Raw genomic sequence first — 26,151 nt, forward strand, 5'->3', positions numbered from 1 at the left:
TAGCCCACGTCAGGAAAGGTTATTCGATACCTTTGCTACGCAGGTAATCTTCGTAGTTACCGCTGAAGTCGATCACGCGCTCAGGGGTAATTTCGATCACCCGGGTCGCCAGGGAGCTGACGAACTCACGGTCGTGGGAAACGAAAATCAGGGTCCCCTGATACATCTCCAGCGCCATGTTCAGCGATTCGATCGATTCCATATCCAGGTGGTTAGTCGGTTCATCCATGACCAGGATGTTCGGTTTTTGCATCATCAGCTTACCGAACAGCATGCGGCCTTTCTCACCACCGGACAGCACTTTTGCCGGCTTTTTGATATCGTCCTGGCTAAACAGCAGACGACCGAGGATGCTGCGCACCGCCTGCTCGTCATCGCCGTCCTGCTTCCACTGGCTCATCCAGTCGAAGACGGTCAGATCGTTTTCAAATTCGTATTCGTGATCCTGCGCGTAGTAGCCAATCTGCGCGTTTTCAGACCATTTTACGCTGCCGCTGGTCGGTTCCAGTTCACCTACCAGGGTTTTCAGCAGCGTGGATTTACCCACGCCGTTGATCCCGAGCACGGCAAGCTTCTCGCCCACTTCCAGCAGAAGATTGATCCCTTTGAACAGCGGACCATTGTCAAAACCTTTCGCCAGCGCTTCCACTTCCAGCGCATTACGGAACAGCTTCTTATCCTGTTCAAAACGGATGAACGGGTTCTGACGGCTGGAGGCTTTCACTTCATCCAGCTTAATTTTGTCAATCTGGCGGGCGCGTGAGGTCGCCTGGCGCGATTTTGAGGCGTTGGCGCTAAAGCGGCTGACGAAGGATTGCAGGTCGGCGATTTGCGCTTTTTTCTTGGCGTTGTCGGCCAGCAGGCGTTCGCGCGCCTGGGTCGCGGCGGTCATATATTCGTCGTAGTTGCCGGCATACACGCGCAGTTCGCCGTAGTCGAGATCGGCCATATGGGTGCAAACCATGTTCAGGAAGTGACGGTCGTGCGAGATAATAATCATGGTGCTGTCACGTTCGTTCAGCACCTGCTCCAGCCAGCGAATGGTATCGATGTCCAGGTTGTTCGTCGGTTCATCGAGCAGCAGAATATCGGGGTTGGAAAACAGCGCCTGCGCCAGCAGTACACGCAGCTTCCAGCCTGGCGCCACTTCGCTCATCGGGCCGTAATGCTGTTCAACCGGGATCCCGACGCCAAGCAGCAGTTCACCGGCGCGTGCTTCGGCAGAATAGCCGTCCATTTCACCGTAAGTGACTTCCAGGTCGGCCACTTTATAGCCGTCTTCTTCGCTCATTTCCGCCAGGGAATAGATGCGATCGCGCTCCTGTTTCACTTCCCACAGCTCGCCGTGGCCCATAATGACCGTATCCAGCACGGTGAATTCTTCAAAGGCGAACTGATCCTGACGCAGTTTACCGATACGTTCGTTGGGATCGAGAGAGACGTTACCCAACGTCGGCTCAAGATCGCCGCCGAGGATCTTCATAAAGGTGGATTTACCGCTACCGTTAGCGCCAATCAGGCCGTAACGGTTGCCGCCGCCAAATTTGACGGAGATGTTTTCGAACAGCGGCTTACTGCCAAACTGCATGGTGACGTTGCTGGATACTAGCACGGGGTTATCCTGAAAAAAGAGAATGAGAAGTGTGATACATCGGGCATTATGCCAGCAAAGCCATCACTTTTCACGGTTTGCAATAAAATCGCAGGCAGCGCCTGTGGTACGGTCTCTCTTATCGTGCGCGATTCATTTACCCGATACATGATTTTTTCCCTTAATCTGGAAGGAACCTATGACGACATACTCTCGCCATCCGGCATTCTTATCGCTTCAGGGCGGTATCAACTTTCGCGACCTCGGCGGCCTGCACACCGCCGACGGTCGCCGCGTGCGCCAGGGGAAACTGCTGCGCTCCGGTTCGTTACACCAGATGACCAATCAAGATCTGAGCCATCTCGACACTCTGCCGGTGACCCGGGTCATTGATTATCGCGATCCGCACGAAGTCCAGCGCAGCCCCGACAGGCTCAATGAACGGATGCGTTATCTCAATGCGCCCGCCAATCCTCTGACGCCAGACGTCGATGCCAAAGTCACGGAGCTGAATGCCGCGACGCTCAATACCATGAACGGCGAGAAGTTTATGCTGCAGCTTTATCGTCAGTTGCCCTTTAACAACGCCGCCTATCGCCAGCTTGCCGGTTGGCTGATGCAGCCTGTTGACGGCGCGCTGTTGCAGCACTGCGCGGTAGGCAAAGACCGTACCGGCGTCGGCTGCGCGCTGGCGCTGTTCGCCCTTGGCTGCGACACGCCGACGGTGATGGAGGAGTATCTCCTCACCCACGGCATGCTAAACCAGGTCGAAACCGGGATCCTCAGCCTGCTCGGCAATGAACTGAGCCCCCGCGGACGGCAGAACCTGGCAGAAATTCTGACGGTACATGAGTCGTACCTCGCGGCGGCGCTATCGGCGATTCACGACCGCTATTCCAGCGTGGATACATGGCTGGAACAGGAGTATCAGCTGACGCCAGAGGCGCGAGAAGCGCTGCGCTCTCGGTTTCTCGAGGGGTAATGCCGCCTTTTTCCCGCCACGATTTGCCGCAGAAATGAAAAACGGCGGGCTACAGTTGAAACAACTGGCAAAAAAGTGTGATTTCGTACACATCTGATTTCCCTGTTGGATGGAATGCACATATAATGCGCTCCCATCTATTAGCTAAATCATCTGACAAAGGCCTTTGTGGCTTTGCCACTGCACACGACATGAAGAATATGAAAATATCGACACTCTTAGCGGCAGCCTTCGCCCTCGTCGGCTTTTGCAACACAGCATCCGCTGTCACTTATCCACTGCCAACCGACGGCAGTCGACTGATTGGTCAGAACCAGGTGATTACGGTTCCTGATAACAACAAGCAACCGCTGGAATATTTCGCGGCTAAATACCAGATGGGATTGTCCAACATGCTGGAAGCCAACCCGGGTGTGGATACCTATCTGCCGAAGGGCGGCACCGTGCTGAATATCCCGCAGCAGCTGATTCTGCCCGATACCGTGCATGAAGGTATTGTTATCAACAGCGCGGAAATGCGTCTTTACTACTACCCGAAAGGCACCAACACCGTTATCGTGCTGCCAATTGGTATCGGCCAGCTGGGCAAAGATACGCCGATCAAGTGGGTCACCAAGGTAGAACGTAAGAAAGCGGGTCCGACCTGGACGCCGACGGCGAAGATGCACGCGGAATACATCGCGGCGGGTAACCCGCTGCCGGCCGTCGTACCGGCGGGTCCTGACAACCCGATGGGCCTGTATGCGCTGTATATTGGTCGTCTGTATGCCATCCACGGCACCAACGCTAACTTCGGTATCGGTCTGCGCGTCAGCCACGGCTGCGTCCGTCTGCGTAACGATGACATCAAATTCCTGTTTGAAAATGTGCCGGTTGATACCCGCGTCGAGTTTATCGATGAGCCGGTGAAAGCGACCACCGAGCCGGACGGTAGCCGTTATGTCGAAGTACATAACCCGCTGTCCACCACCGAAGCACAGTTCCAGGGCGGTGAAATCGTACCGATTGCGCTGACTAAAGAAGTCCAGGCGGTCACCGGCCAGCCCGACGTCGATCAGACCGTTGTCGAGCAGGCTATCCAGAACCGTTCCGGTATGCCGGTTCGTCTGAACTAATCTTCTGACGTAACAGTATGAAAAGGCGGGCCCGGTGCCCGCCTTTTTTATCCGTTATTGACCAGGATAATGCCGCCATGATCGTAGCGATAGTGGCAGCGGGCATACTCCAGCGGCGTCCCGTCTTCCAGATAGATAACCTGCTCGACTTCCAGCACCGGGTCGCTCTCGCCGCAGTTCAGATGCTGCTGATCCAGCGCATCCGGCTTCATCGCCCGGACCACGCGATACGAGCCCATCAGCTTTCGCCCCAGCGTCTCCTGCACGTAACGAAACACCGAACTTTCCAGATGGGTTTTATTAAGCCCCGGCACCAGCGCCACGGGCATCACCGTCATATCCAGCGAGACCGGCTCGCCATTGAGCACCCGCAGGCGGACAAAGTCATAGACCGGGGCATCGGCGTCGATAAGCAGCGAGGCTTGCTCCTTTTCCGTGGCAAAGCGCGGTTCAAAGCGGATCACCTGGCTGGTCACCTCCCCCAGATGCTCCCAGGTTTTGGTGGCGCCGAAGTAATCGCTACCCGGCAGTTCCCACTGCGAGAGCTGCAGAAAGTTCTTGCGCACGAAGGTGCCCTGCCCTTTGCGGGTATAGATAAGCCCCTCGACAATCAGCTGGCGCATCGCCTGCTGGATGGTCATCCTGCTGGTGTTAAATTCCGCCGCCAACGCAAACTGGTCGGGTAACGGGGCGCTGGCGAGATACTGCTGGCTGATAATTCGTTTTTTGATTTCCCGCGCGATCGCAAGATACTTCGCCGTCATTCCCCGTCCTTTTATTAATGATGTTCTCTGGAAGTGTTCTGTTGCCCAAACGCTGGCGGGCCTGAGAACAGATAGCCCCGCTACAGCGCGTCACCATTGCTGTGGATAGCCTGTTTTAACCAGGCGTAGCTTTTCTTCGGCACGCGCTTAAGGTCTTTCAGATCGTGGTTTTCGCGATTCACATACACCACACCGTAGCGCTTGCGCATATCGCCCTGAGAGCTAAGGATATCAATCAATCCCCAGCCCAGGTAGCCCATCACCTGCGCGCCATCGGTAAATATCGCCTCTTTCATGGCGTTGATATGATCGCGATGATAGGCAATACGATAATCATCGGCCACCGGCGTCTCACCATCCCATGACTCAATCACGCCAATGCCGTTTTCAATCGGGAATACCGGCAAACGCCAGTCGTTGTAGTAGCGCGTGATAATCATACGGAAACCGAGCGGGTCAATCTGCCAGTTCCATTCCGTTGCTTTCAACCAGCGATTCGCTTTATCACCGAACAGCATATAGTTGTTCACCGGCGTATCAGGCGGCACAGGATCGCTGTCGAGGGTCCGGCTGGCATAGTAGCTGAAGGCCAGATAGTCGACTTTTACCGTCGCCATCAGCGCCAGATCCTCTTCCCGGTAGATCTCGCTAAAACCTTCCCGCGCCACGAAGTGCATGACTTCCGGGCTGTAGCCTTCTCCGGCAAATGCGCGCAGCAGATTCTGGTTAAAGAACTCATCCAGTTGCTGAGCACAGAGAATATCGCGTGGCTTACAGGTCGCCGGATAGACCAGCGCGTGCGCCAGCATACCGCCCATTAAACACTGCGGTTTCACCTGGTGCAGATAGTGGGTCAGGTGCACGTGGGCCATCATCACGTGGTGCTGGATCTGGTACAGCTCGCGCAAGGTTTTCTCACCACGCAGATAGCCCGTAATAAGGAACGCCTCCGGCATATGGTAGAGATTCTGCTCGTTGAAGGTCAGCCAGTACTTCACCTTGTCGCCGTAGCAGGCAATCATCTTCTGGCCGTAACGAATAAAAGCGTCCATCACGCGACGATCGGTGAAACCGTTATAGCGTTCCGCCAGCGAAAGCGGCATATCGAAATGATACAGGCAGATCATCGGCTCAATACCGCGGGCGAGCAGTTCATCAATAAACTGGTGATAGAAGGCGATCCCCTGTTCATTAAATTCGCCGTCGCCCAGCGGACATACCCGGCTCCAGGCAATCTGGAAACGATAGCAGTTCATCCCCAGATCCTGCATCAGGTCGAAATCTTCCCGATAGCGATGGTAAGAGTCCGTCGCGACTTTCCAGTCGGAGGCGAATTCCGCGGGTTCGCGAACATCGTACACCGACATCCCCTTCCCCCCTTCATTCCAGGCCCCTTCCGTCTGCATGCTGGAAACCGAGTTCCCCCACAAAAAGTCCGCCGGTAGTGCATTGTTCATCTCTCGCCCCTTTATGAATAGTCATTTATATTTCATGACTAGTCATATAAACAGTATTCCCTTCCCAGGCAAAACAAAGGATCGTTTTTTGTGAGCGCAGCAAATAAAAAAGCCGGATCGGGGGCGCCGATCCGGCCAGACAACGTACGGTGTTTATTGCCGGGCGAGCTGATCGCGGCGATATTCGCCCTGGCGCTCAAGCATCCAGCCGGGGTATTCGCGCGGCAGGGCGCTGACCGCATCCAGCTGGGCCAGCTCCTCTTCGCTCAGGTGAATATCGACGGCGGCGAGGTTGTCCGCCAGCTGCGCGGGATGTTTTGCGCCGATAATCACGCTGCTGACCGCCGGCTGATGCAGCAGCCAGGCAAGAGCAATCTGGGCGACCGAAACACCTTTCGCCTGCGCGATGACGCGCATAACATCGATGCAGTCAAAGGCGCGATCTTTATTTACCGGCGGGAAATCAAACGTCTGGCGGCGGCCGCCTTCAGCGCTCTGACCATCGCGATCGTACTTCCCGCTCAGCAAACCGCCGGCCAGCGGACTCCAGACCATCAAACCGACCCCTTCACTCTGCATCATCGGGATCAGTTCACGCTCCAGATCGCGCCCGGCGATGGTGTAGTAAGCCTGCAGGGAGGCAAAGCGCGACAGCCCCAGGCGCGCGGAAATCCCCAGCGCTTTTGCGATTTGCCAGGCCGCCCAGTTTGACACGCCGATATAGCGAACATGCCCTTGCTGCACCAGGTTATCCAGCGCGTAGAGCGTCTCCTCAATGGGCGTTGCCGGATCGAAACCGTGGAGCTGATAAAGATCGATATGATCGAGCTGCAGCCGTCGCAGACTCTCTTTGACGCTTCCCATGATGTGAAAGCGCGAACTGCCGCGGGAGTTGACGCCGGCCGTACCGGTTTCGCCAAAGGCTTTGGTGGCGACCACCACGTTCTCGCGCGGAACCTTCAGGTTTTTTAGCGCCTGGCCGGTTAACATTTCCGCCCGGCCCTCAGAATAGACATCGGCGGTGTCGATAAAGTTAATGCCCGCATCCAGCGCACTGCCCACCAGCTGTTCGGCCTCCGTCTGGCGCAGCTGACCAATTTTCCCCCACATGCCGCCTTCGCCGCCAAAGGTCATGGTGCCCAGGCACAGTCGGGAGACAAACAGACCGGTGTTTCCGAGTTTTTGATAACGCATTGGACTCTCCTCATCAGGATATTAAACCTCAGCGTTAACGTTATACGCCCGCGGCGAAGCGGGCGAATGGGGTGATTCTGTCTGTTCCTTGCCCAATCCTCCGAAAATCAGGCGATGAATAGCAATAATGCGTAACCAACCGCCCCCGCCCACAGCAACAGCGGCAGAGAGTAAAGATGGAAACGCCACCAGATGCGGCGATCTGACGCCATACGCAGCGCGATTAAATTGGCCAGCGAACCGGGAAGCAGGCCAAAGCCGCCAACGTTGACCGCCCAAGCCAGCAGCGTCGAAGGAGGGACATAGTTGAGCAGCAGAATGGTGGCCGGTACGTTGCTGATAAACTGCGACAGGCCAATCGTCGACAGCCACAAGCCGCTAGCAGAAAGCTGGCCGACGCCGCTTAGCACCTGATGCAGCGCGGGAAGCTGCGTCAACAGATGAACATCGATAAACATCACCATAAAGACCAGCAGCAGCGACCAGTCAACATGGATAATCACCGCTCGCGCCAGCAGCAGAAAACCGAGAATAATCAGCCCCAGGCCCCACAGTTCAAGCTTCATTTCTAAGGCCGTCAGGAATATCAGATAAAACGCCAGACAGCTCCACACCAGCTTCGGCTGCCACGATGGCGCCCGATCCGCGCTTTGAAAGGACAGGCGGCTGGCGGAGAAACAGCACCAGCACAGCGCCAGCAGCGTCAGCATCATTGCCGCCGCCAGCGGCAGCATTTGCCCGATAAACCCAAGGAAACTAAGCCCGGATCGCCCCCACAGCAGGATATTTTGTGGATTGCCGATAGGTGTTAACAAAGATCCGGCGTTGACCGCCAGCGCCTCGAAAATAATCAGCCGGTTTACCGGTATCGCGCACCACTTTTTCAACGTCAGCGTGAGCGGTACGACGATAAACAGCGCCACATCATTGGTCAGGAACGTCGAGAGCAGCGCCGCCGCAAGGACCATAAAAATGGCCAGCTGGCGCTCGGTGGCAAACCGCCGCGCCATTTTGCGGCCGAGCACATCAAAGTAGCCGCTCAGCTCAATCCCTTTGGTCAGCAGCATCAAACCGCTCAGGGTGATAATGGTGTGCCAGTCGATAGCCTGAGGCCAGCTTTTTGGCGCAAACGGGACAAAGAAACTTAAACCGCAGGCGATGATCAGGAGTAAATGCAGAAAACGATCGCGAGCCAGAGACTGGATAAACGGAAGATTCATTCTCCTTGCCGCCCATATTTAACAGTGAACTGATTAAATGCCGCCAGGGTCTCTTCACTGACGTGATGTTCCATCCCTTCCGCATCGCGGCGGGCTATCTCCGGACTCACGCCCAGAACCAGTAAGAAATTCTCGACGATCTGATGGCGTTCGCGGCTCTCATGCGCCAGCTTCTCGCCTTCCGGGGTTAAAAAGACCCCGCGCCACGGGATCTGCTCAATCAAGCCGACGCTGGCCAGGCGTTTTAACATTTTGGCCACCGTTGGCTGGGAGACCCCCAGACGCGCGGCCATATCAACCTGACGCGCCTCTCCCACTTCGCGAATCAGATCTGAAATCAGTTCAACGTAGTCGTCAATCAGCTCCCGACGGTGGGCTTCGCGCACCTGACGAAACCCTTCAACGTGCTCTTCAACATTAACAAGCTGCGTCACTTTTTTTGTTATAGGTCTACCCGCGCGACGGTTCATTGTGCTTCCTCATACGTGTGACGCCTCAAGCATCATCTCAAAAGAGCCCCATTGTAAATGATTGGGCCCGTAGCACAAAAAATTAACGTTTTAGCCATAGCTATAAAATATAGCCTGTGCTATATCTGTATGTAATGCAGACATCCTTCAAGGAGCGAAGGGCGAAATTACAGGAGGTCCCATGAACGAATTCAAGAGGTGCTTACGCGTGTTTACTCATTCCCCTTTTCAAGTCCGTTTAATGCTAATTAACATGCTGTGCGACATGATAAATGGCAAGAATCGCCAGGAAAAACCCCATCACTAAATGCGGCGTCGCGGTACGCCGCTTCATTTCTTTGTCATAATCCCCTGTCAAACTGACCCGTTTCCCCGCACTCTCGCCGCTTTTTTCAAGTTTTGTAAGCTTTCTCTCAAAACAATCCGTTATGTCCGGTTGACCTTATCATTTGCAAGCCCTATCTTTTGTCAGCCCTGCCACTACTGCGGCTCGCAGAGACCCTCTTCAGGCACTGTCCAGCAGGTTTTACCCCTTGATGCCAGGGGATGCACATGGCGTCTTTTTGATTAATAACTATGAATGTCACCCTGAAAGAAACGCTGGTCGCTCGCGGATTAGTCCCTAACCCGTGGACAGGATTTTATTTTCTCCAGTCTCTGCTGATTAACCTCGCACTCGGCTATGAATTGAGTCTGCTCTATACCGTCGCATTTACATGCGTGCTACATCTGCTGTGGCGTCATGCCCCGCGGATGCAAAAAGTCGTGGTGGGAGGCTACTCGCTGCTTGCCGCCTTGTATTACCCGTTTGGCCAGGCGTATGGCGCCCCCAACTTCAACACGCTGCTGGCGCTGCATGCCACCAACGTCGAAGAGTCCACGGAAATTCTGACTATCTTTCCCTGGTACAACTACCTGCTGGCGGTCTTTATTTTTGCGCTCGGCGTGATTGCCGTGCGTCGCAAACCGGAAGAGCGTAAGCCGTGGAGCAAAATGGAGATCCTTGGGCTGCTGTTCAGCATCGGCATCTTCTTTCTGCAGCCGGTGCAGAATCTGGCGTGGGGCGGCGTCTTCAAAGTGATTGATACCGGCTACCCCGCCTTCCGTTTCGTGAAAGACGTGGTGGTCAACAATAAGGAAGTGCTGGACGAGCAGGCGCGCATGACGCAACTGGCCAATATGAAAGACAGCTGGCATGTGCTGGCGGTCAAACCCAAATATCAGCTTTACGTCGTGGTCATCGGAGAGAGCGCGCGCCGCGATGCGCTCGGGGCGTTTGGCGGCCAGTGGGACAACACCCCGTTCGCCAGCTCGGTTAACGGCTATCTGTTTAATGACTACATTTCCGCCAGCGGTTCGACGCAAAAATCACTCGGCTTAACGCTCAACCGGGTAGTGGACGGCAAACCGCAATATCAGGATAACTTCGTCACGCTGGCGAACCGCGCCGGCTTCCAGACCTGGTGGTTTTCCAATCAGGGGCAGATTGGCGAATACGATACGGCGATAGCCAGCATCGCAAAGCGTGCGGATGAGGTGCAGTTCCTCAAGAATGGCGATTTTGAGGCCAACAAAAATACGCAGGATGAGCAGTTGTTGAAGCTCACCGAGCAGGTGCTCTCCGTGCAGCGGACCCAGCCGCAGCTGATCGTCCTGCATCTGATGGGATCTCACCCGCAGGCCTGCGATCGTACCAAAGGGAAATATACCGTCTTTGTGCAATCAAAAGAGACGTCCTGTTATCTCTACAGCATGACGCAAACCGATACCCTGCTGAGCAAGCTCTATCATCAGCTGCAGAATTCGGGTGAAAGCTTCTCGATGACCTATTTTTCCGATCACGGTCTGGCCTTTAAAGAACGCGGTAAAGAGGTTCAGTACCTGGCGCACGATGATAAGTACCAGCAGAATTTCCAGGTGCCGTTTATGGTGCTGTCCAGCGATGATAAAGCGCATAAAGTGATTAAAGCACGGCGCTCCGCCAACGATTTCCTCGGGTTCTTCTCGCAGTGGACCGGGATCAGCGCCACCGAGATTAAGCCTCGCTACCGCTTCATCTCCGAACAAGCTGCCGGGCCGACCTATATCACCAACTTCCAGCTACAGAAAGTGGACTATACCCATCTGGGTAGCGATCTGTTCACGACCCAGTAGCAGGGCCCGCCGCCGGAAAGCCCGGCGGCAAATCGGCGAACGCCGCGCGTTTCAGGCAAAAAAAATCCGCCCTGTCAGGCGGATTTTTTATATCACCGAAGTGATTAGAAGCTGTAACCAACGCCAGCGATCCAGGTGCCAACGTCAACGTTACGAATACGAGACTGCTCGTAGGAGAAGTCCAGAGCAACGTTTTGGATCGGGTTGAACTGCATACCTGCACCGTAGGAGAAACCGTAGTCGCTCATGTCGTGCTTGTTCGGGAAGCTGTTGTCCTGGAATTTACCGTGACCAACGCCCACTACGCCGTAGATGCTAGCCCAGTCGTTCAGACGGTAAGCCGGACCTGCGGTGATGCCGTAGTACTGGCCTTTCTGGTATACGCCAGCTTCAGTACGATCTTTTTCGGTGTAGGTGAAAGAACCGATAACACCCAGCGGGCTATTGTCTTGCTCGTAACGGTACTTCAGGTTGAAACCGCCAGCTTTGTTAGCTTCACCCTGCATGTCGCTCTGAGCATAACCACCGGTAACGGTAGAAGTTGCAGCGAAAGCGGTACCTACGGATGCAGCCAGAACAACGGCCAGTGCTGAAAAACGTGCAATTTTATTCATAACCACCTCAAATGTGTTTCTAATAAGTCCTAAGTCTTAAATATATCAAAAACTTTCAGGAAACTCTTTTGACTTTACACTGTCTAACATACCTTTTCATGTAACTAAAAGTTTCCATATTTCTGTAACAAACTGGAAAACAAACGCTTTTGGCGAACACCCTACTATTAAGGCCGATAAGGCCCCGCTCGTGCATCCAGATTAATCCTAATCAACCGGTTAATTTCTCTTCTCGTCTCGCCGCATTGTACGCTTCCGGTACGCGTTTTTTTCAACAATAGATAAACCGTAGCCAGCTAATTCATTTACACTGGAAGTTTTACCGCACTTGACAAACCCTGACAGGAGAAAGGATGCCCGGCTCGTCCCGCAAAATACCGGCATGGCTGCCGACGCTGGTTGTTTTAATCGCCATGGTCTCTATTCAGAGCGGCGCATCGCTGGCGAAATCGCTGTTCCCGCTCGTCGGCGCCCCCGGGGTGACCGCTCTGCGCCTGGCGTTAGGCACCTTGATTCTGGTTATCATCTTCAAGCCCTGGCGTCTGCGCTTTAGCGCAGAGCAGCGCCTGCCGCTCCTCTTATACGGTCTGACGTTGGGCGGCATGAACTATCTGTTTTACTTATCGATTCAGCGTATTCCGCTGGGAATTGCGGTGGCGCTGGAGTTTACCGGGCCGCTGGCGGTCGCGCTGTTCGGCTCGCGGCGTCCGCTCGATTTCGTCTGGGTCATTCTGGCCGTGCTCGGGCTGTGGTTCCTGCTGCCGCTGGGGCAAGACGTCGCGCAGGTTGATCTGACCGGCGCACTGCTGGCGCTGGGCGCCGGGAGCTGCTGGGCCGTCTATATTCTGACCGGCCAGCGGGCCGGGGAAGAACACGGTCCGGCAACGGTGGCGATGGGGTCGCTTATTGCCGCCGTCGTCTTTGTGCCGCTGGGCATGCTGCAGGCGACCGACACGCTGTTCCAGTGGTCGCTGCTGCCGCTGGGACTGGCCATCGCCATCCTCTCTACGGCGCTGCCTTACTCGCTGGAAATGATTGCCCTCACCCGTATGCCCACCCGCACATTCGGCACCCTGATGAGCATGGAGCCGGCGCTCGCTGCGCTATCGGGCATGATATTTCTTGGGGAGACGCTGACCTTTACGCAAACTCTAGCGCTCGGAGCGATTATCCTCGCCTCGATGGGCTCAACGCTGACGATGCATCGGGCAAGCAAAATCGAAAAAGTGGATATCAGCTAGCTGACGTTACCGGTTCTGCACGCTGGTCTCGCCCCGTGCAGAACCGCGCTCCCACGCTGGCTTTTTACGCAATTTCACGCGTTTTTCAAAATAGCCAACGCCCCCGCGCTATCAAACCGATAGGGACTACCACCCTCTTCATACTCCAATCCATTGCTATACTTAGTGCCATCAGTTACCGGGGACACGCGCTCCATTTAATTCACATTTGATGTATGACGAGTATAAATATCAAGAGGATATGAAACTATGGGTACCGCAAAACTGGTTAAAACGAAAGCATCCGATCTGCTCTATACCCGCAACGATGTTGCCGACAATGAGAAGAAAGCAACCGTCGAGCTGCTGAATCGTCAGGTGATCCAGTTCATTGACCTGTCGCTGATTACCAAGCAGGCTCACTGGAATATGCGCGGTGCCAATTTTATTGCCGTTCATGAAATGCTGGATGGCTTCCGCACCGCGCTGACCGACCACCTCGACACCATGGCGGAACGCGCTGTACAGCTGGGCGGCGTCGCGCTGGGCACCACTCAGGTGATCAACAGCAAAACTCCGCTAAAAAGCTACCCGCTGGATATTCACAACGTTCAGGATCACCTGAAAGAGCTGGCTGACCGTTACGCGATTGTGGCCAATGACGTGCGTAAAGCGATCGGCGAAGCAAAAGATGAAGACACCGCCGACATCTTTACCGCCGCCTCCCGCGATCTGGATAAATTCCTGTGGTTCATCGAAGCCAACATCGCATAATCCTGCTTCATCCCGCACTATCACCGTCAGCCTCGCTGGCGGTTTTTTTTCCGCTTACCCTGACCTCTGCCGCCTGATTTTTTCCTCGCTCCCCACCCGCACCATTTCAGTGCACAACAATGCACAAAATACGTACAAAAGTAAAACAATTGTAATAATCACCTCACACAATCGTTACATCGAGATTGTTTTACCATCAGTGTTTGCGTTAAAAATGCACTTGTTATTCGGCGTGTTTATGGCGCACCAGAATGACGCCCCAATGCGGTGCATTTATCGTGACCTGTAACCGAAACCGTGCAACAGGATAGACTTGGTCTGTTATAAAACAACAAGTTGTAAAACTGGCACGATTTTTTCATAGGGTTAAACGTTCTCGCAGGGGATCGTCCCGTGGATAAAAAAGGAAATGCTATGAAGTCTGTATTAAAAGTTTCACTGGCTGCACTGACCCTGGCTTTTGCGGTTTCTTCTCAGGCCGCTGAAAAACAACTGATTGTGGCGACCGATACGGCGTTTGTACCGTTTGAATTTAAGCAAGGTGATAAGTATGTCGGTTTTGATGTCGACCTGTGGGACGCCATCGCCAAAGAGTTAAAACTGAACTACACCCTGAAACCGATGGATTTCAGCGGCATCATCCCTGCCCTGCAAACGAAAAACATCGACCTCGCGCTGGCGGGGATTACCATTACTGAAGAGCGCAAGAAAGCGATCGAGTTCTCCGATGGCTACTATAAGAGCGGTCTGCTGGTGATGGTGAAAGCCAATAACAACGACATCAAAGATGTGAAGGACCTGAACGGTAAAGTCGTGGCAGTAAAAGGTGGTACCGGCTCCGTTGACTACGCGAAAGCCAATATCAAAACCAAAGACCTGCGTCAGTTCCCGAATATCGATAACGCCTATATGGAGCTGGGTACCGGTCGCGCTGACGCCGTTCTGCACGACACGCCAAACATCCTGTACTTCATCAAAACGGCCGGCCACGGTCAGTTTAAAGCGGTAGGGGAATCGCTGGAAGCGCAAAACTACGGTATCGCCTTCCCGAAAGGCAGCGACGAACTGCGCGAGAAAGTGAACGGCGCGCTGAAAACGCTGCGTGAAAACGGCACCTACAACGAAATTTACAAAAAATGGTTCGGTACTGAGCCAAAATAATAATCAGAGTTGATCGCTTACAGGTCTGCTGAATTCTGCTCACCCGGACAGGGCCCCTGGCCACCATCCGGGTAGCACCTTGCCGCAGACCTGAGTCACTTTTTCTCAGAGGCGCGCCTCTGTTTTTCGACACGGTAACAGGAACGAATTATGCAGTTTGACTGGAGTGCCATCTGGCCTGCCATTCCAATTTTGCTGGAAGGCGCCAAAATGACGCTGTGGATTTCCGTCCTCGGCCTGGCCGGCGGTCTGATAATCGGCCTCGTCGCCGGTTTCGCCCGCTGCTTTGGCGGCTGGATAGCGAACCACGTTGCGTTAGTCTTTATCGAGATCATTCGCGGAACCCCTATCGTGGTTCAGGTCATGTTTATCTACTTCGCTCTGCCGATGGCGTTCAATGATCTACGCATTGACCCCTTCTCGGCGGCGGTCGTGACCATCATGATCAACTCCGGCGCCTATATCGCAGAAATTACCCGCGGGGCGGTACTCTCCATTCACAAAGGCTTCCGTGAAGCCGGCCTGGCGCTTGGCCTGTCCCGTCGCGAAACTATCCGCCACGTGATTCTGCCGCTGGCGCTGCGTCGCATGCTGCCGCCGCTGGGTAACCAGTGGATAATCAGCATCAAAGATACCTCGCTCTTTATCGTCATCGGCGTCGCCGAACTGACCCGTCAGGGCCAGGAGATTATTGCCGGTAACTTCCGCGCGCTGGAAATCTGGAGCGCCGTTGCCGTGATTTATCTGATAATCACCCTGGTATTGAGCTTTATTCTGCGCCGTCTTGAAAGAAGGATGAAAATCCTGTGATTGAATTTAAAAATGTTTCCAAGCACTTTGGCCCGACCAAGGTGCTGCACGATATCGATCTGAAGATCAATAAAGGCGAAGTCGTGGTGATTATCGGGCCATCCGGCTCCGGGAAATCAACGCTGCTGCGCTGTATTAATAAACTCGAAGAGATCACCAGCGGCGAACTGATCGTCGATGGTCTGAAGGTTAATGACCCGAAAGTCGACGAGCGCCTGATCCGTCAGGAAGCCGGGATGGTGTTCCAGCAGTTCTATCTGTTCCCGCACCTGACGGCGCTGGAGAACGTCATGTTCGGGCCGCTGCGCGTGCGCGGCGCTAAAAAAGAGGCCGCCGAAAAACTGGCTAAAGATCTGCTGGAAAAAGTGGGGCTCGCCGAACGCGCGCACCACTACCCTTCCGAGCTCTCCGGCGGCCAGCAGCAGCGCGTAGCCATCGCTCGCGCCCTGGCGGTAAAGCCCAAAATGATGCTGTTTGACGAACCGACCTCGGCGCTGGATCCGGAACTGCGTCACGAAGTACTGAAAGTGATGCAGGATCTGGCGGAAGAAGGGATGACGATGGTCATCGTGACCCACGAGATCGGTTTTGCTGAAAAAGTGGCATCGCGACTGATCTTTATCGACAAAGGGCGTATCGCCGAAGATGGCGATCCGCAGGTACTGGTGAAAAACCCGCCGAGCCCGCGCCTGCGCGAGTTTCTGCAGCACGTTGCCTGATAACCCCAGGCTCCCCGCATGCGGGGAGCCGCTCTTGCTTTCCAGACACATCCCCCGCCGCCTCTCCCGCGATCAACTTCTATACTTAATGGTTTTGGAATGAGATGGAGGCGCCCGTGCCGTGGATCCTGTTACTGCTTGCAACGCTGTTTACCGCCCCGCTTTCAGCAGCGACGCTACCCGGCGTCCCGACCGCGACCGCTGAACAACCCGCCAGCAGTGAACCAGACCTTGAGAAAAAAAAGGCCGCCTATGCGGCGCTGGCTGACGTGCTGGAAAACGATGCCGCCCGCAAGGAGCTGATCGACCAGTTGCGCTCTGCCGCCGCCACACCGCCGCCGGCCAGCACGCCCAGGCTGGCGCCGCCGGAAGAGAAAGATGAACACACGGTACTGGAAAACGTCACCCAGGTGAGCCGCGAGTACGGTGAACGCTTTGCTTCGCGTTTTTCTCAGCTATGGCGCAATATCACCGCCTCGGCGCACAAGCCGTTCCATGCCGATACCTTTCGCAACGCCGCCGGCCATTTCCTGCTGCTGGCCGTACTGGTTTTCACCTTCTGGTGGCTGGTCCGCCTCGCCGCGCTGCCGCTGTATCGCAAAATGGGTCAGTGGGGGCGGCGTAAAAACCACGATCGCGGTAACTGGCTACAGCTTCCGGCCACCATCGCCGGCGCGTTTATCTGCGATCTGCTCCTGCTGGCGCTGACGCTGTTTGTTCGTCAGATGCTCAGCGATCGGTTTAACGGCGGAAACCGGACCATCGCCTTTCAACAAAGCCTGTTTCTGAATGCCTTCGCCCTCATCGAGTTTTTTAAAGCGATTCTGCGTATGATTTTCTGCCCGCGGGTGGCGGATCTGAGGCCGTTTAACCTCAGAGATGAGAGCGCGAAGTACTGGAGCCTGCGCCTGAGCGCGCTGAGCAGTCTGATTGGCTACGGCCTGATTGTCGCAGTGCCGATTATCTCTAATCAGGTCAACGTCCAGGTCGGCGCGCTGGCGAATGTGGTCATTATGCTGTGCATCACCCTCTGGGCGCTGTATCTGATTTTCCGTAATAAAACGCGGATTACCCAGGGATTGCTGCACCTGGCAGACCGCTCGCTGGCCTTCTTTAGCCTGTTTATCCGCGCCTTTGCGCTCATCTGGCACTGGCTGGCCTGCCTCTACTTTATCGTGCTGTTTTTCTTCTCCCTGTTCGACCCCGGCAACAGCCTGAAGTTTATGATGGGCGCCACGCTGCGCAGCCTGGCGATTATCGGCGCCGCCGCGCTGCTCTCCGGTATCCTGTCGCGCTGGATAGCAAAAACCATCACCCTGTCGCCGCAGACCCAGCGCAACTACCCTGAACTGCAAAAGCGGCTGAACGGCTGGATCTCCGTCGCACTGAAAGTAGCGCGAATTTTAGTGGTCTGCGTGGCGATTATGCTGCTGATGAGCGCGTGGGGACTGTTTGATTTCTGGAACTGGATGCAAAACGGCGCCGGACAAAAAGCGGTGGATGTGCTGATTCGCATCGCACTGATTCTGTTCTTCTCCGCCATCGGCTGGACGCTGCTCGCCAGCCTGATTGAAAACCGCCTGGCTTCGGATATTCACGGCCGCCCGCTACCGGGGGCCCGTGCCCGCACGCTGCTGACGTTATTCCGTAACGCGCTGGCGGTCATTATCAGCACCATCACGGCGATGATCCTGCTCTCCGAAGTGGGGGTGAACATTGCGCCGCTGCTGGCTGGCGCCGGTGCACTGGGGCTGGCCATCTCATTCGGCGCCCAGACGCTGGTAAAAGATATTATCACCGGCATTTTTATCCAGTTTGAAAACGGGATGAATACCGGCGACCTGGTGACCATCGGGCCGTTAACCGGCACGGTGGAACGGATGTCGATCCGTTCCGTCGGCGTGCGCCAGGATACCGGCGCGTATCATATTATCCCGTGGTCCTCGATTACCACCTTTGCGAACTTCGTGCGCGGCATTGGTTCAGTGGTTGCCAACTACGATGTCGACAGACAAGAAGATCTGGATAAAGCCGCTCAGGCGCTGAAAAATGCGGTTGCCGACGTGATGGACCAGCAGGAGATTCGCGGGCTGGTGATTGGCGAGCCGTCATTTGCCGGGCTTGTCGGCCTGAGCAATACGGCATTTACCCTGCGGGTCACCTTCACCACCCTGCCGCTGAAGCAGTGGACGGTACGCTATGCTCTCGATACCCAGGTGAAGAAACACTTCGACCTCGCCGGGATACGGGCGCCGGTGCAAACCTACCAGGTTCTGCCGGCGCCAGCGCCCACCGCCGCGCCACCCGCAGAACCGACGCTATAGCCACGGCAGAGCACATTCCAGGCGCACCTGACCGCCCACGTAGATCTTTAGCGCGCCAGCGGACGGCGGCGTTTAGCTTCATCCATGAAGGTCCAGGCGATAAAGCGACTCTGCTTCTGTCCCTGGGCCATCTCTTTTTTCACCACCTTCACCGCGCCGGCTTCGCTCAGCGCGCGATAAAGCGGCGGCAGATTATCGCCGCGCGACACCAGTGAGGTGAACCATTTCACCTGGCGAGCAAACTGCTGGCTTTCGCGGATCATCTGCGTAATGAACGCCACTTCTCCACCTTCGCACCACAGCTCCTGCTGTTGGCCGCCGAAGTTCATCACGCTATCCGCCCCCAGTCCCAGATTCCGACGCTTGCGCTCGCCGCCGGCCTGCGCGCTGGCAGCGGAGTCGTGGAACGGCGGGTTGCACAACGTCGCATCAAAACACTCGTTCTTATGAATAATACCGCTAAAGATAGCTCCGTGCTCTTTCTGTCGACGCAGACGAATCTGGCGGCTGAGGCCCGGATTACCGTTAACGATCGCCTGCGCGCTGGCGATCGCTTGCGGACTAATTTCGCTGCCGGTAAAACGCCAGCCGTATTCATGCGCGCCAATCAGCGGATAGATTAAGTTTGCCCCGGTGCCAATATCCAGAATACTGGCATTTTCAGGAATGGTGCCGGTATCCAGCGCCAGCAGGTCGGCCAGGTGATGGATATAATCCGCTCTGCCCGGCACCGGCGGGCATAAGAAGCCGTCCGGAATATCCCAGTGTTTCACCGCGTAAAAGTGCGCCAGCAGCGCCTTATTCAGCGCCTTCACCGCCAGCGGGTTAGCAAAATCGATGGTCTGCTCGCCCACCGGATTAAGGGTGATAAAACCTTGCAGCTCAGGGTGAGCCTGGCATAGCGCGGGCAAATCATAACGTTGATGATGACGGTTACGCGGGTGTAACCCCGGTTTCTGGGCTTTCATGGTAATCTCCTTTGAACAGCCGCGTAAGATACCCGTTGACGGCGGCGCGGTAAATAAGGGAGTCTGGATATCTCTTATTCGGTTACGGGTGTTCTATGTATTTCTATCAACCTTCTCAGGGACATGGCCTGCCGCACGACCCGCTTAACGCGATTATCGGCCCACGCCCTATCGGCTGGATAGCCTCTCTGGACGCCGCGGGTCATCGTAATCTTGCCCCCTACAGCTTCTTTAACTGCTTTAACTATCGGCCGCCGATTATCGGTTTTGCCAGCAGCGGCTGGAAAGACAGTGTACAGAATATTGTCGAAACCAAAGAGTTTGTCTGGAATCTGGCCACCCGCCCTCTGGCTGAAGCGATGAACGAAACCTCCGCCAGCCTCCCCCGCGACGAAGATGAATTTGCCCGCGCCGGGCTGACTGCCGCCGCCAGCCGTATCGTCGCCGCCCCTCGGGTCGCGGAAAGCCCGGTCAACTTCGAATGTCGCCTCTCTCAATGTATTCGCCTGACCCGCGCCGATGGCGAGCCTGTCGACAGCTGGCTGGTGCTGGGGGAAGTGGTCGCGGTCCATATCGATGAGTCGTTGCTGGAAAATGGCGTCTATCAGACCGCTAAAGCCAGGCCGGTTCTCCGCGCCGGCGGGCCGAGCGCCTATTACACTATCGATGAAAATCTGCGTTTCGACCTGATCCGCCCGGACGCCCGTTAAGCCGTTTTTTTGTTCTGCCCGGCCCACGGCGCGCGCCTGGTCGGGCCATCGTTTATGCAAAAAAGATATTGTCTGGCTTCAGTTTTTTTACCCTGTCTATCCTGGCGTAAAAGCCTAAACTTAAAGTATGTCCCATGCAGTTAATGAGGATATGCTCATGAAAAGAAATCTGCTGTTACTCACCGCAATCATCCTTGCCGCCACCTCTTTTATTGCCCAGGCCGCGCCGTCTCCCGTCGAGAGCGGTCCGCTACGCCCGGCAGGCACCGTCTCCGCATCTGGCGCCAGCAATCTGGATGACCTGCAGGCAAAACTGGCGGAAAAAGCCCATCAAAAAGGGGCGATTGCCTGGCGAATCAACTCCGCCGGCGGCGCGAATAAAATGTCCGGTACCGCCATTATCTATAAATAATCCACAGCGCTGAACGGATCGGAACCCAAGGTGTTTCCGACCCTCATGGCCGACTACGCCCTTTTATGTAACAAAAATGCAGCTCACGTAAAGAAATGTATTTATTTTTTTATCAATGAGTGATAAAAATTTGCCGCTATTTGATAATGATTATCACAATCATTATCAAATTCATTGTTATTTTTAATAAATCACCTGCAGTGGTCGGGGACCGGCATCATCGGGCCTGCGGTCGTAATGGCTTAAATCAAAACTATAAGTTGCTTATTGAAATGGACAAAAAACAAAATTTACCGTTCAGCAGTTTTAGCTCGCTGACGATCTTTACCGGCGTGTGCCTGAGCCTGTCGCCGGCAGGAGGGGTTATGGCCGCAGACAGCACGGATAAAAATGGCGGCGAAACGCTGGTGGTGGAAGCGCAGGCTCCCTCTCTGTATGCCCCTACGCAATCCGCCGACCCCAAATTTTCCCGCCCGCTCGCCGATACCACCCGTACGGTCACCGTGGTCTCCGACCAGGTAATGAAAGATCAGGGCGTAACCAACCTGACCGATGCGTTGAAAAACGTTCCCGGCGTCGGGGCCTTCTATGCCGGGGAAAACGGCAGCTCGTCGACCGGCGACACCATTTATATGCGTGGGGCCGATACCTCTAACAGCATCTATGTCGACGGCGTCCGCGATATCGGTAGCGTAACCCGCGATACCTTTAACACCGAGCAGGTGGAAGTGATTAAAGGCCCGTCGGGTTCTGACTATGGCCGCAGCGCCCCGACTGGCTCAATCAGTATGATCAGCAAGCAGCCGCGCCTGGATTCCGGTATCGATGCCTCCGTCAGCGCCGGCAGCGCCTGGTTCCGCCGCGGTACGCTCGATATCAATGAAGCCATCGGCGAAACCAGCGCCGTGCGTCTGAACCTGATGGGTGAAAAGACCCACGATGCTGGCCGCGATAATGTCAAAAACGAGCGTTATGGCATCGCGCCATCGGCCGCATTTGGTCTCGGCACCGGGAACCGTCTGTACCTGAACTACCTGCATGTGACCCAGCACAACACGCCAGACGGCGGTATTCCGACCATCGGTCTGCCGGGGTACTCCGCGCCAACCTCTGGTGCCGCGGCGCTCAATCACTCGGGTAAGGTCGCCACCAGCAACTTCTACGGGACGGATTCTGACTACGACGACTCCACCACCGATACGGCAACCATGCGCTTCGAGCACGACCTGAGTGATAACACCACCATCCGCAACACCACCCGCTGGTCGCGCGTAAAACAAGATTACCTGCTGACCGCAGTGATGGGCGGCGCGACCAACATCGCCCGGCCGGACCCGAACGATGTCAGCACCTGGAGCTGGTCGCGTCTGGCGAACACCAAAGATGTCAGCAATAAAATTCTGACCAACCAGACCAACCTGACCTCCAGGTTCTATACCGGCTCGATCGGGCATGACATCAGCGCCGGTTTCGAACTGACCCGGGAAACACAGACCAACTACGGCGTTTATCCGCTTACGCCTCCGGCGGTCAATATTTACCATCCCACCAGCAGTATCTCTGTTGGCGGTCTGGACCGCAGCAGCGCCAACGCCAACGGGCAGACGGATACCTTCGGCGTCTATGCCTTCGATACCCTGCAGATTACCCGTGATTTCGAGCTTAACGGCGGCATCCGTCTGGATAACTATCAGACCAAATATGACAGCGCCAGCCTGTGCGGTGGCACCGGGCGCGGCGCGGTCGCCTGCCCGAACGGCGTGGCGAAAAACAGTCCGCTAACCACGGTTGATACCTCCACCAGCGGCAATCTGGTGAACTGGAAAGCCGGCGCGCTGTATCACCTGACCGACAGCGGCAACGTTTACGTCAACTATGCTATCTCTCAGCAGCCTCCGGGCGGCAATAACTTTGCCCTGGCCCAGGGCGGCAGCGGGAATAGCGCCAACCGTACCGATTTTAAACCGCAAAAAGCGAAGACCAGCGAAGTCGGCACCAAGTGGGAACTGATGGATAAACGTCTGCTGCTGACGGCAGCGCTTTTCCGTACCGATATTGAGAACGAAGTCGAGCAAAACGACGACGGCACCTATTCGCAATACGGTAAAAAACGCGTTGAGGGCTATGAGCTGTCGCTGGCCGGTAATATCACCGCGGACTGGCAGGTCATCGGCGGATATACCCAGCAGCACGCCAGCATCCGTGAGGGCAAAAACATCGCTCAGGACGGCACCAGCGCGCTGCCGTACACGCCGGAGCACGCCTTTACCCTCTGGAACCAGTACCAGGCAACCGATGCCATCTCCCTGGGCGCAGGCGCTCGCTACATCGGCAGCATGCATCGCGGCAGCGACGGTGCCGTCGGTACACCATCCCACACCGAGGGTTACTGGGTGGCTGATGCGAAAGTGGGCTATCGTATCAACCGCAACGTCGATCTGCAGCTGAACGTCTATAACCTGTTCGATACCCATTATGTTGCTTCAATCAACAAGAGCGGCTACCGCTATCATCCGGGCGAACCGCGTACCTTCCTGCTGACCGCCAACGTGCATTTCTAATCCGCTACGGGGCGGCAACGCCCCGTTTTTTCAGGAGAAACAACGATGATGTACCATATCCCCGCCGTTCTCAGCCCGCAGGAAGTTGACGATTTTCGCGCGCAGCTGCAGCAGGCCGACTGGGTTGACGGGCGAGCCACGACCGGCGATCAGGGCACGCTGGTGAAAAAAAATCAGCAGGTCGATACCCGCAGCCCGCTATACGGCGAACTGCAGAATAAGGTCCTCGCGGCGCTCAACCGCAGCTCGTTATTCTTCGCCGCCGCGCTGCCCAAAACCCTCTCCAGCCCGCTGTTTAACCGCTATCAACAGAGTGAAACCTACGGTTTTCATGTTGACGGCGCGGTCCGTAGTCAGGCCCAGGGCGGCTGGATGCGCACCGACCTTTCCGCCACCCTGTTCCTCAGCGCGCCGGAGAGTTACACGGGCGGCGAACTGGTGGTGAACGATACCTATGGTCAGCATACGGTCAAGCTGCCGGCAGGCGACCTGGTGCTCTACCCGTCAAGCAGCCTGCACTGCGTGACGCCGGTGACCCAGGGGGTACGCGTGGCCTCTTTTCTGTGGATCCAGTCGATGATCCGCGATGACAAACGCCGCAGCATGCTGTTCGAGCTGGATCGGAATATTCAGACCCTGAAGAGCCGCCATGGCGAGAGTGATGAAGTGCTATCGCTGCTTAATCTGTACCATAACCTGCTGCGGGAGTGGTCGGAAATCTGATCCCTTGTCTGACCGATTTTTGCCCCATCTTCACGCTACCCGCCCTATTCCAGGTTGCAGCCCGTTGGCCGGGTTAGTCGGCTCACCCACACGGGCCGTCGCAACGCAGCGAGCAAATTTGTTGCAGGCAGCTTTGTCGTGCACCCCAGTCACTTGCCGGAGTCGGCCCCTGGGGGTGCTCTGCGTACCGCCTTCCTGCAACGCGAATTATTCAGGGTATATACTGACAGTAACAACCGTGAGGAGGTAGAAAATGGCATCAGGTTGGGCAAATGATGGCGCAGTCCAGGATCAGATTGACAGCACCGTTGACGATGCAGTCGCACGGGCGAGAAACGCCCTTCCCCGTGGAGAGAGCCACAAATTTTGTGATGAATGTGGAGAGCCGATTCCCGAGGCCCGGAGGAAGGCGATCCCGGGGGTCAGATACTGCGTGAAGTGCCAGCAGGATAAAGATTTACATAACAATACATTTTCAGGATATAATCGCCGTGATTCCAAGGACAGCCAGCTACGCTGACCTTCCTTTACCGTTCATTACCGCAGAAGGCATTATCTTTTCGCGCACGTTTTCCGGGCAAAAAATTGGCAAAATGTGCCCTGAACAGGGCCTTCATCTCGCGGGAGTCTCTGCGGCTGTTCCGGCAATAAATAATTTATTAATATTCAATAAATTAATAATCGTTCAAAAAAATCGATGAAGACTGTTAATTTCCTTCGATTTTCTCTCTCGCAAAAAAGCGTGATACTTATCACATCGACGGAACATCGTCCTCTTAACAAAATAACCTGCGAGAGATGAACTATGAAAACCATTAAATATGCTGCCGCTGCTATTGCTCTTACAACTCTGTCCTTTGGCGCTTTCGCCGCTCAACCGGTTAGCCCGTCTCAGGCTCAAAGCATGAACAAAATTGGCGTGGTGTCTGCTGCAGGCGCAACGACTCTGGACGGTCTGGAAGCGAAACTGGCTGAAAAAGCACAAGCCGCTGGCGCCACGGGTTACAGCATCACCTCCGCTAACACCAACAACAAAATTAGCGGTACTGCGGTTATCTATAAATAATCGCTGCACGACCTGTATTAACCCTGAACGACCTGTATTAACCCTGAACGACCTGCATTAACCCTGAACGACCCTTTAATACCCTTGCTTTGCCCGTCCGTGCCACCGGACGGGCTTTTTTTTGCGTCGCTTTGGGGATTCTTTCAGGAGAAAGCGGTGGCTACCAGTGTTCCGACACCCTGCACAGCCCCTGCTCCAGCGTCGCAACCTCGCCGGTCGCCACCAGGCAGCAGGCCAGCTGAATCCTCAGCGATGTCGGCAGCGGCTCACTACCCGCTACGCAGCGCTCAATCCAGCGAGCGGTGACCTGAGGATCTTTTGACTCCGGCAGCACAACCCCCTCCTCCGGCAGCTCGCTCTGGCGTTCATGCACCACTCGCGTCCCTGATGCGTCAATCAGGCTAATTTGCGGGCAACGCTGCGGGTTGGCATACACTTCACCTTCCGTCCCGTGCATTAACAGCGCCCGTCCGCCGATCCCGACAAAGAATTTTGCCACCTTGCCCACATATTCCGGGTGAGAAACGCTCGATAAGCGTAGCGCCGCATCTTCCGCAAATGGCGTCGCCAGTTTTGCCAGCGTATGCGCGCTGTTGCGCACCCCCATACGCCAGCGCAGGGCAAGCTGGTTTTCCAGCGGCGGACAGAGTACGCCAACCGGAATATACACCGGCTCATGGCCGTCGAGTCGCGCCTGAGCCTGACCCGCATGCCGGGTGGCGGGGATCCCCATCAGCTCAAAAATCGTTTCCGTCAACACCCGGGTCGGATCGTGGCTGATTCCGTGGACCACCACCGGAAAGCCGAGTTTATGCAGTAAAACGGCCAGCAGAGGGGTCAAATTAGCCTGCTTGCGCGCACCGTTATAGCTGGGGATCACAATCGGCATGGGTCTGGCGACAGGCGGCGTCAGACGCAGAGTCTTCTGCTGCATGGCTTCATAAAAGCCCTGCATTTCCTCTTCGCCTTCGCCCTTAATGCGCAGGGCGATTAAAATCCCGCCCAGCTCCAGCTCAGCCACCTCGCCATCAAGCATCCGCAGGTAAAGCGCGCGGGCAGTATCCACATCCAGGTCACGCGCGTGATTTTTCCCGCGCCCGACTTCTTTAATGATCTTTCTGTAGTCCATCGAAGACTCCTGT

General features: G+C 55.6%; 25 protein-coding genes. 16 read left to right on the top strand and 9 right to left on the bottom strand.

Annotated features, from left to right (window positions below):
• Positions 1 to 19: 19 nt before the first annotated feature.
• On the bottom strand, positions 20 to 1,612 hold the full coding sequence (locus Electrica_RS17285; RefSeq protein WP_100684036.1) for an ABC-F family ATPase: 1,593 nt from the start codon (positions 1,610 to 1,612) through the stop codon (positions 20 to 22).
• 178 nt (positions 1,613 to 1,790) lie between these two features.
• On the opposite strand from Electrica_RS17285, the gene Electrica_RS17290 reads away from it, so the two are divergent.
• Both Electrica_RS17290 and ldtB read left to right on the top strand, forming a co-directional pair.
• Positions 1,791 to 2,573 (top strand): tyrosine-protein phosphatase, encoded by a 783-nt coding sequence (locus Electrica_RS17290; protein WP_141965044.1) that lies wholly within the window; start codon positions 1,791 to 1,793, stop codon positions 2,571 to 2,573.
• A 200-nt stretch (positions 2,574 to 2,773) separates the two neighbouring features.
• Positions 2,774 to 3,688 (top strand): L,D-transpeptidase, encoded by a 915-nt coding sequence (ldtB, locus tag Electrica_RS17295; RefSeq protein WP_100684038.1) that lies wholly within the window; start codon positions 2,774 to 2,776, stop codon positions 3,686 to 3,688.
• 47 nt (positions 3,689 to 3,735) lie between these two features.
• On the opposite strand, the gene Electrica_RS17300 is transcribed toward ldtB, so the two are convergent.
• From Electrica_RS17300 to mntR, 5 genes are all read right to left on the bottom strand, one after another.
• A complete protein-coding gene (locus tag Electrica_RS17300) occupies positions 3,736 to 4,452 on the bottom strand; it encodes a GntR family transcriptional regulator (protein ID WP_131047729.1) in 717 nt (238 codons plus the stop codon).
• An 80-nt stretch (positions 4,453 to 4,532) separates the two neighbouring features.
• Entirely contained in the window at positions 4,533 to 5,909 is a 1,377-nt protein-coding gene (locus Electrica_RS17305) for a glycoside hydrolase family 1 protein (RefSeq protein WP_141965045.1), read from the bottom strand.
• Between the two features lie 153 nt (positions 5,910 to 6,062).
• Positions 6,063 to 7,103, bottom strand: a complete 1,041-nt coding sequence (locus tag Electrica_RS17310) for an aldo/keto reductase (protein ID WP_131047727.1) — start codon at positions 7,101 to 7,103, stop codon at positions 6,063 to 6,065.
• Positions 7,104 to 7,210: 107 nt separating this feature from the next.
• Positions 7,211 to 8,323: an SLC13 family permease gene (locus Electrica_RS17315; RefSeq protein ID WP_141965046.1), complete on the bottom strand. Its 1,113-nt coding sequence runs from the start codon at positions 8,321 to 8,323 to the stop codon at positions 7,211 to 7,213.
• Positions 8,320 to 8,793: a manganese-binding transcriptional regulator MntR gene (gene mntR / locus Electrica_RS17320; protein ID WP_100684043.1), complete on the bottom strand. Its 474-nt coding sequence runs from the start codon at positions 8,791 to 8,793 to the stop codon at positions 8,320 to 8,322. The genes Electrica_RS17315 and mntR overlap by 4 nt, the downstream gene beginning before the upstream one ends.
• Positions 8,794 to 8,974: 181 nt before the next feature.
• On the opposite strand from mntR, the gene mntS reads away from it, so the two are divergent.
• Both mntS and Electrica_RS17330 read left to right on the top strand, forming a co-directional pair.
• The gene (gene mntS / locus Electrica_RS17325; protein ID WP_100684044.1) at positions 8,975 to 9,100 is read left to right on the top strand and encodes a manganase accumulation protein MntS; all 126 of its coding nucleotides are present in this window, start codon (positions 8,975 to 8,977) and stop codon (positions 9,098 to 9,100) included.
• Between the two features lie 269 nt (positions 9,101 to 9,369).
• A complete protein-coding gene (locus Electrica_RS17330) occupies positions 9,370 to 10,947 on the top strand; it encodes a phosphoethanolamine transferase (protein ID WP_131047725.1) in 1,578 nt (525 codons plus the stop codon).
• A gap of 104 nt (positions 10,948 to 11,051) precedes the next feature.
• On the opposite strand, the gene ompX is transcribed toward Electrica_RS17330, so the two are convergent.
• On the bottom strand, positions 11,052 to 11,561 hold the full coding sequence (gene ompX, locus Electrica_RS17335) for an outer membrane protein OmpX (RefSeq protein WP_100684046.1): 510 nt from the start codon (positions 11,559 to 11,561) through the stop codon (positions 11,052 to 11,054).
• 353 nt (positions 11,562 to 11,914) lie between these two features.
• Between ompX and rhtA the strand changes: the two genes are divergently transcribed.
• The 6 genes from rhtA to ybiO all read left to right on the top strand — a co-directional run bounded on the left by rhtA (position 11,915) and on the right by ybiO (position 18,569).
• A complete protein-coding gene (rhtA, locus tag Electrica_RS17340; protein WP_141965047.1) occupies positions 11,915 to 12,802 on the top strand; it encodes a threonine/homoserine exporter RhtA in 888 nt (295 codons plus the stop codon).
• Positions 12,803 to 13,051: 249 nt separating this feature from the next.
• Positions 13,052 to 13,555, top strand: coding sequence for a DNA starvation/stationary phase protection protein Dps (gene dps, locus Electrica_RS17345; protein ID WP_131047723.1), 504 nt, complete (start codon positions 13,052 to 13,054; stop codon positions 13,553 to 13,555).
• A 414-nt stretch (positions 13,556 to 13,969) separates the two neighbouring features.
• Positions 13,970 to 14,716: a glutamine ABC transporter substrate-binding protein GlnH gene (gene glnH, locus Electrica_RS17350; RefSeq protein ID WP_100684048.1), complete on the top strand. Its 747-nt coding sequence runs from the start codon at positions 13,970 to 13,972 to the stop codon at positions 14,714 to 14,716.
• A gap of 150 nt (positions 14,717 to 14,866) precedes the next feature.
• A complete protein-coding gene (gene glnP / locus Electrica_RS17355) occupies positions 14,867 to 15,526 on the top strand; it encodes a glutamine ABC transporter permease GlnP (RefSeq protein ID WP_100684049.1) in 660 nt (219 codons plus the stop codon).
• Positions 15,523 to 16,245: a glutamine ABC transporter ATP-binding protein GlnQ gene (gene glnQ / locus Electrica_RS17360; RefSeq protein ID WP_004859814.1), complete on the top strand. Its 723-nt coding sequence runs from the start codon at positions 15,523 to 15,525 to the stop codon at positions 16,243 to 16,245. The genes glnP and glnQ overlap by 4 nt, the downstream gene beginning before the upstream one ends.
• 116 nt (positions 16,246 to 16,361) lie before the next feature.
• Complete coding sequence (gene ybiO, locus Electrica_RS17365) at positions 16,362 to 18,569, top strand: mechanosensitive channel protein (protein ID WP_141965048.1); 2,208 nt, start codon at positions 16,362 to 16,364, stop codon at positions 18,567 to 18,569.
• A gap of 47 nt (positions 18,570 to 18,616) precedes the next feature.
• Here the strand turns inward: ybiO and rlmF are convergent, their stop codons facing one another.
• Positions 18,617 to 19,537 (bottom strand): 23S rRNA (adenine(1618)-N(6))-methyltransferase RlmF, encoded by a 921-nt coding sequence (rlmF, locus tag Electrica_RS17370; protein ID WP_131047721.1) that lies wholly within the window; start codon positions 19,535 to 19,537, stop codon positions 18,617 to 18,619.
• 95 nt (positions 19,538 to 19,632) lie between these two features.
• Here rlmF and Electrica_RS17375 point away from each other — a divergent pair, with 95 nt between their 5' ends.
• The 6 genes from Electrica_RS17375 (at position 19,633) to ybiJ (ending at position 25,009) form a co-directional block, all read left to right on the top strand.
• Positions 19,633 to 20,247, top strand: coding sequence for a flavin reductase family protein (locus tag Electrica_RS17375; protein ID WP_100684051.1), 615 nt, complete (start codon positions 19,633 to 19,635; stop codon positions 20,245 to 20,247).
• A 157-nt stretch (positions 20,248 to 20,404) separates the two neighbouring features.
• Complete coding sequence (locus tag Electrica_RS17380) at positions 20,405 to 20,659, top strand: YdgH/BhsA/McbA family protein (protein ID WP_131047720.1); 255 nt, start codon at positions 20,405 to 20,407, stop codon at positions 20,657 to 20,659.
• Positions 20,660 to 20,931: 272 nt separating this feature from the next.
• Positions 20,932 to 23,220, top strand: coding sequence for a catecholate siderophore receptor Fiu (locus Electrica_RS17385; RefSeq protein WP_141965049.1), 2,289 nt, complete (start codon positions 20,932 to 20,934; stop codon positions 23,218 to 23,220).
• Positions 23,221 to 23,265: 45 nt separating this feature from the next.
• On the top strand, positions 23,266 to 23,943 hold the full coding sequence (ybiX, locus tag Electrica_RS17390; protein WP_141965050.1) for a PKHD-type hydroxylase YbiX: 678 nt from the start codon (positions 23,266 to 23,268) through the stop codon (positions 23,941 to 23,943).
• Positions 23,944 to 24,196: 253 nt separating this feature from the next.
• Positions 24,197 to 24,463, top strand: coding sequence for a DksA/TraR family C4-type zinc finger protein (locus tag Electrica_RS17395; protein WP_141965051.1), 267 nt, complete (start codon positions 24,197 to 24,199; stop codon positions 24,461 to 24,463).
• A 285-nt stretch (positions 24,464 to 24,748) separates the two neighbouring features.
• A complete protein-coding gene (gene ybiJ, locus Electrica_RS17400; protein ID WP_131047717.1) occupies positions 24,749 to 25,009 on the top strand; it encodes a DUF1471 family protein YbiJ in 261 nt (86 codons plus the stop codon).
• A gap of 160 nt (positions 25,010 to 25,169) precedes the next feature.
• On the opposite strand, the gene ybiB is transcribed toward ybiJ, so the two are convergent.
• On the bottom strand, positions 25,170 to 26,138 hold the full coding sequence (gene ybiB, locus Electrica_RS17405; protein ID WP_141965052.1) for a DNA-binding protein YbiB: 969 nt from the start codon (positions 26,136 to 26,138) through the stop codon (positions 25,170 to 25,172).
• Positions 26,139 to 26,151: the final 13 nt, after the last annotated feature.

It is taken from the genome of Klebsiella electrica (assembly GCF_006711645.1).
GTDB lineage: Bacteria > Pseudomonadota > Gammaproteobacteria > Enterobacterales > Enterobacteriaceae > Klebsiella > Klebsiella electrica.

Coding starts and splice junctions, on each gene's coding strand:
- Electrica_RS17290 (WP_141965044.1), top strand. CDS start 1,791: ATGACGACATACTCTCGCCATCCGGCATTCTTATCGCTTCAGGGCGGT.
- ldtB (WP_100684038.1), top strand. CDS start 2,774: ATGAAAATATCGACACTCTTAGCGGCAGCCTTCGCCCTCGTCGGCTTT.
- Electrica_RS17300 (WP_131047729.1), bottom strand. CDS start 4,452: ATGACGGCGAAGTATCTTGCGATCGCGCGGGAAATCAAAAAACGAATT.
- Electrica_RS17305 (WP_141965045.1), bottom strand. CDS start 5,909: ATGAACAATGCACTACCGGCGGACTTTTTGTGGGGGAACTCGGTTTCC.
- Electrica_RS17310 (WP_131047727.1), bottom strand. CDS start 7,103: ATGCGTTATCAAAAACTCGGAAACACCGGTCTGTTTGTCTCCCGACTG.
- Electrica_RS17315 (WP_141965046.1), bottom strand. CDS start 8,323: ATGAATCTTCCGTTTATCCAGTCTCTGGCTCGCGATCGTTTTCTGCAT.
- mntR (WP_100684043.1), bottom strand. CDS start 8,793: ATGAACCGTCGCGCGGGTAGACCTATAACAAAAAAAGTGACGCAGCTT.
- mntS (WP_100684044.1), top strand. CDS start 8,975: ATGAACGAATTCAAGAGGTGCTTACGCGTGTTTACTCATTCCCCTTTT.
- Electrica_RS17330 (WP_131047725.1), top strand. CDS start 9,370: ATGAATGTCACCCTGAAAGAAACGCTGGTCGCTCGCGGATTAGTCCCT.
- ompX (WP_100684046.1), bottom strand. CDS start 11,561: ATGAATAAAATTGCACGTTTTTCAGCACTGGCCGTTGTTCTGGCTGCA.
- rhtA (WP_141965047.1), top strand. CDS start 11,915: ATGCCCGGCTCGTCCCGCAAAATACCGGCATGGCTGCCGACGCTGGTT.
- dps (WP_131047723.1), top strand. CDS start 13,052: ATGGGTACCGCAAAACTGGTTAAAACGAAAGCATCCGATCTGCTCTAT.
- glnH (WP_100684048.1), top strand. CDS start 13,970: ATGAAGTCTGTATTAAAAGTTTCACTGGCTGCACTGACCCTGGCTTTT.
- glnP (WP_100684049.1), top strand. CDS start 14,867: ATGCAGTTTGACTGGAGTGCCATCTGGCCTGCCATTCCAATTTTGCTG.
- rlmF (WP_131047721.1), bottom strand. CDS start 19,537: ATGAAAGCCCAGAAACCGGGGTTACACCCGCGTAACCGTCATCATCAA.
- Electrica_RS17375 (WP_100684051.1), top strand. CDS start 19,633: ATGTATTTCTATCAACCTTCTCAGGGACATGGCCTGCCGCACGACCCG.
- Electrica_RS17380 (WP_131047720.1), top strand. CDS start 20,405: ATGAAAAGAAATCTGCTGTTACTCACCGCAATCATCCTTGCCGCCACC.
- Electrica_RS17385 (WP_141965049.1), top strand. CDS start 20,932: ATGGACAAAAAACAAAATTTACCGTTCAGCAGTTTTAGCTCGCTGACG.
- ybiX (WP_141965050.1), top strand. CDS start 23,266: ATGATGTACCATATCCCCGCCGTTCTCAGCCCGCAGGAAGTTGACGAT.
- Electrica_RS17395 (WP_141965051.1), top strand. CDS start 24,197: ATGGCATCAGGTTGGGCAAATGATGGCGCAGTCCAGGATCAGATTGAC.
- ybiJ (WP_131047717.1), top strand. CDS start 24,749: ATGAAAACCATTAAATATGCTGCCGCTGCTATTGCTCTTACAACTCTG.
- ybiB (WP_141965052.1), bottom strand. CDS start 26,138: ATGGACTACAGAAAGATCATTAAAGAAGTCGGGCGCGGGAAAAATCAC.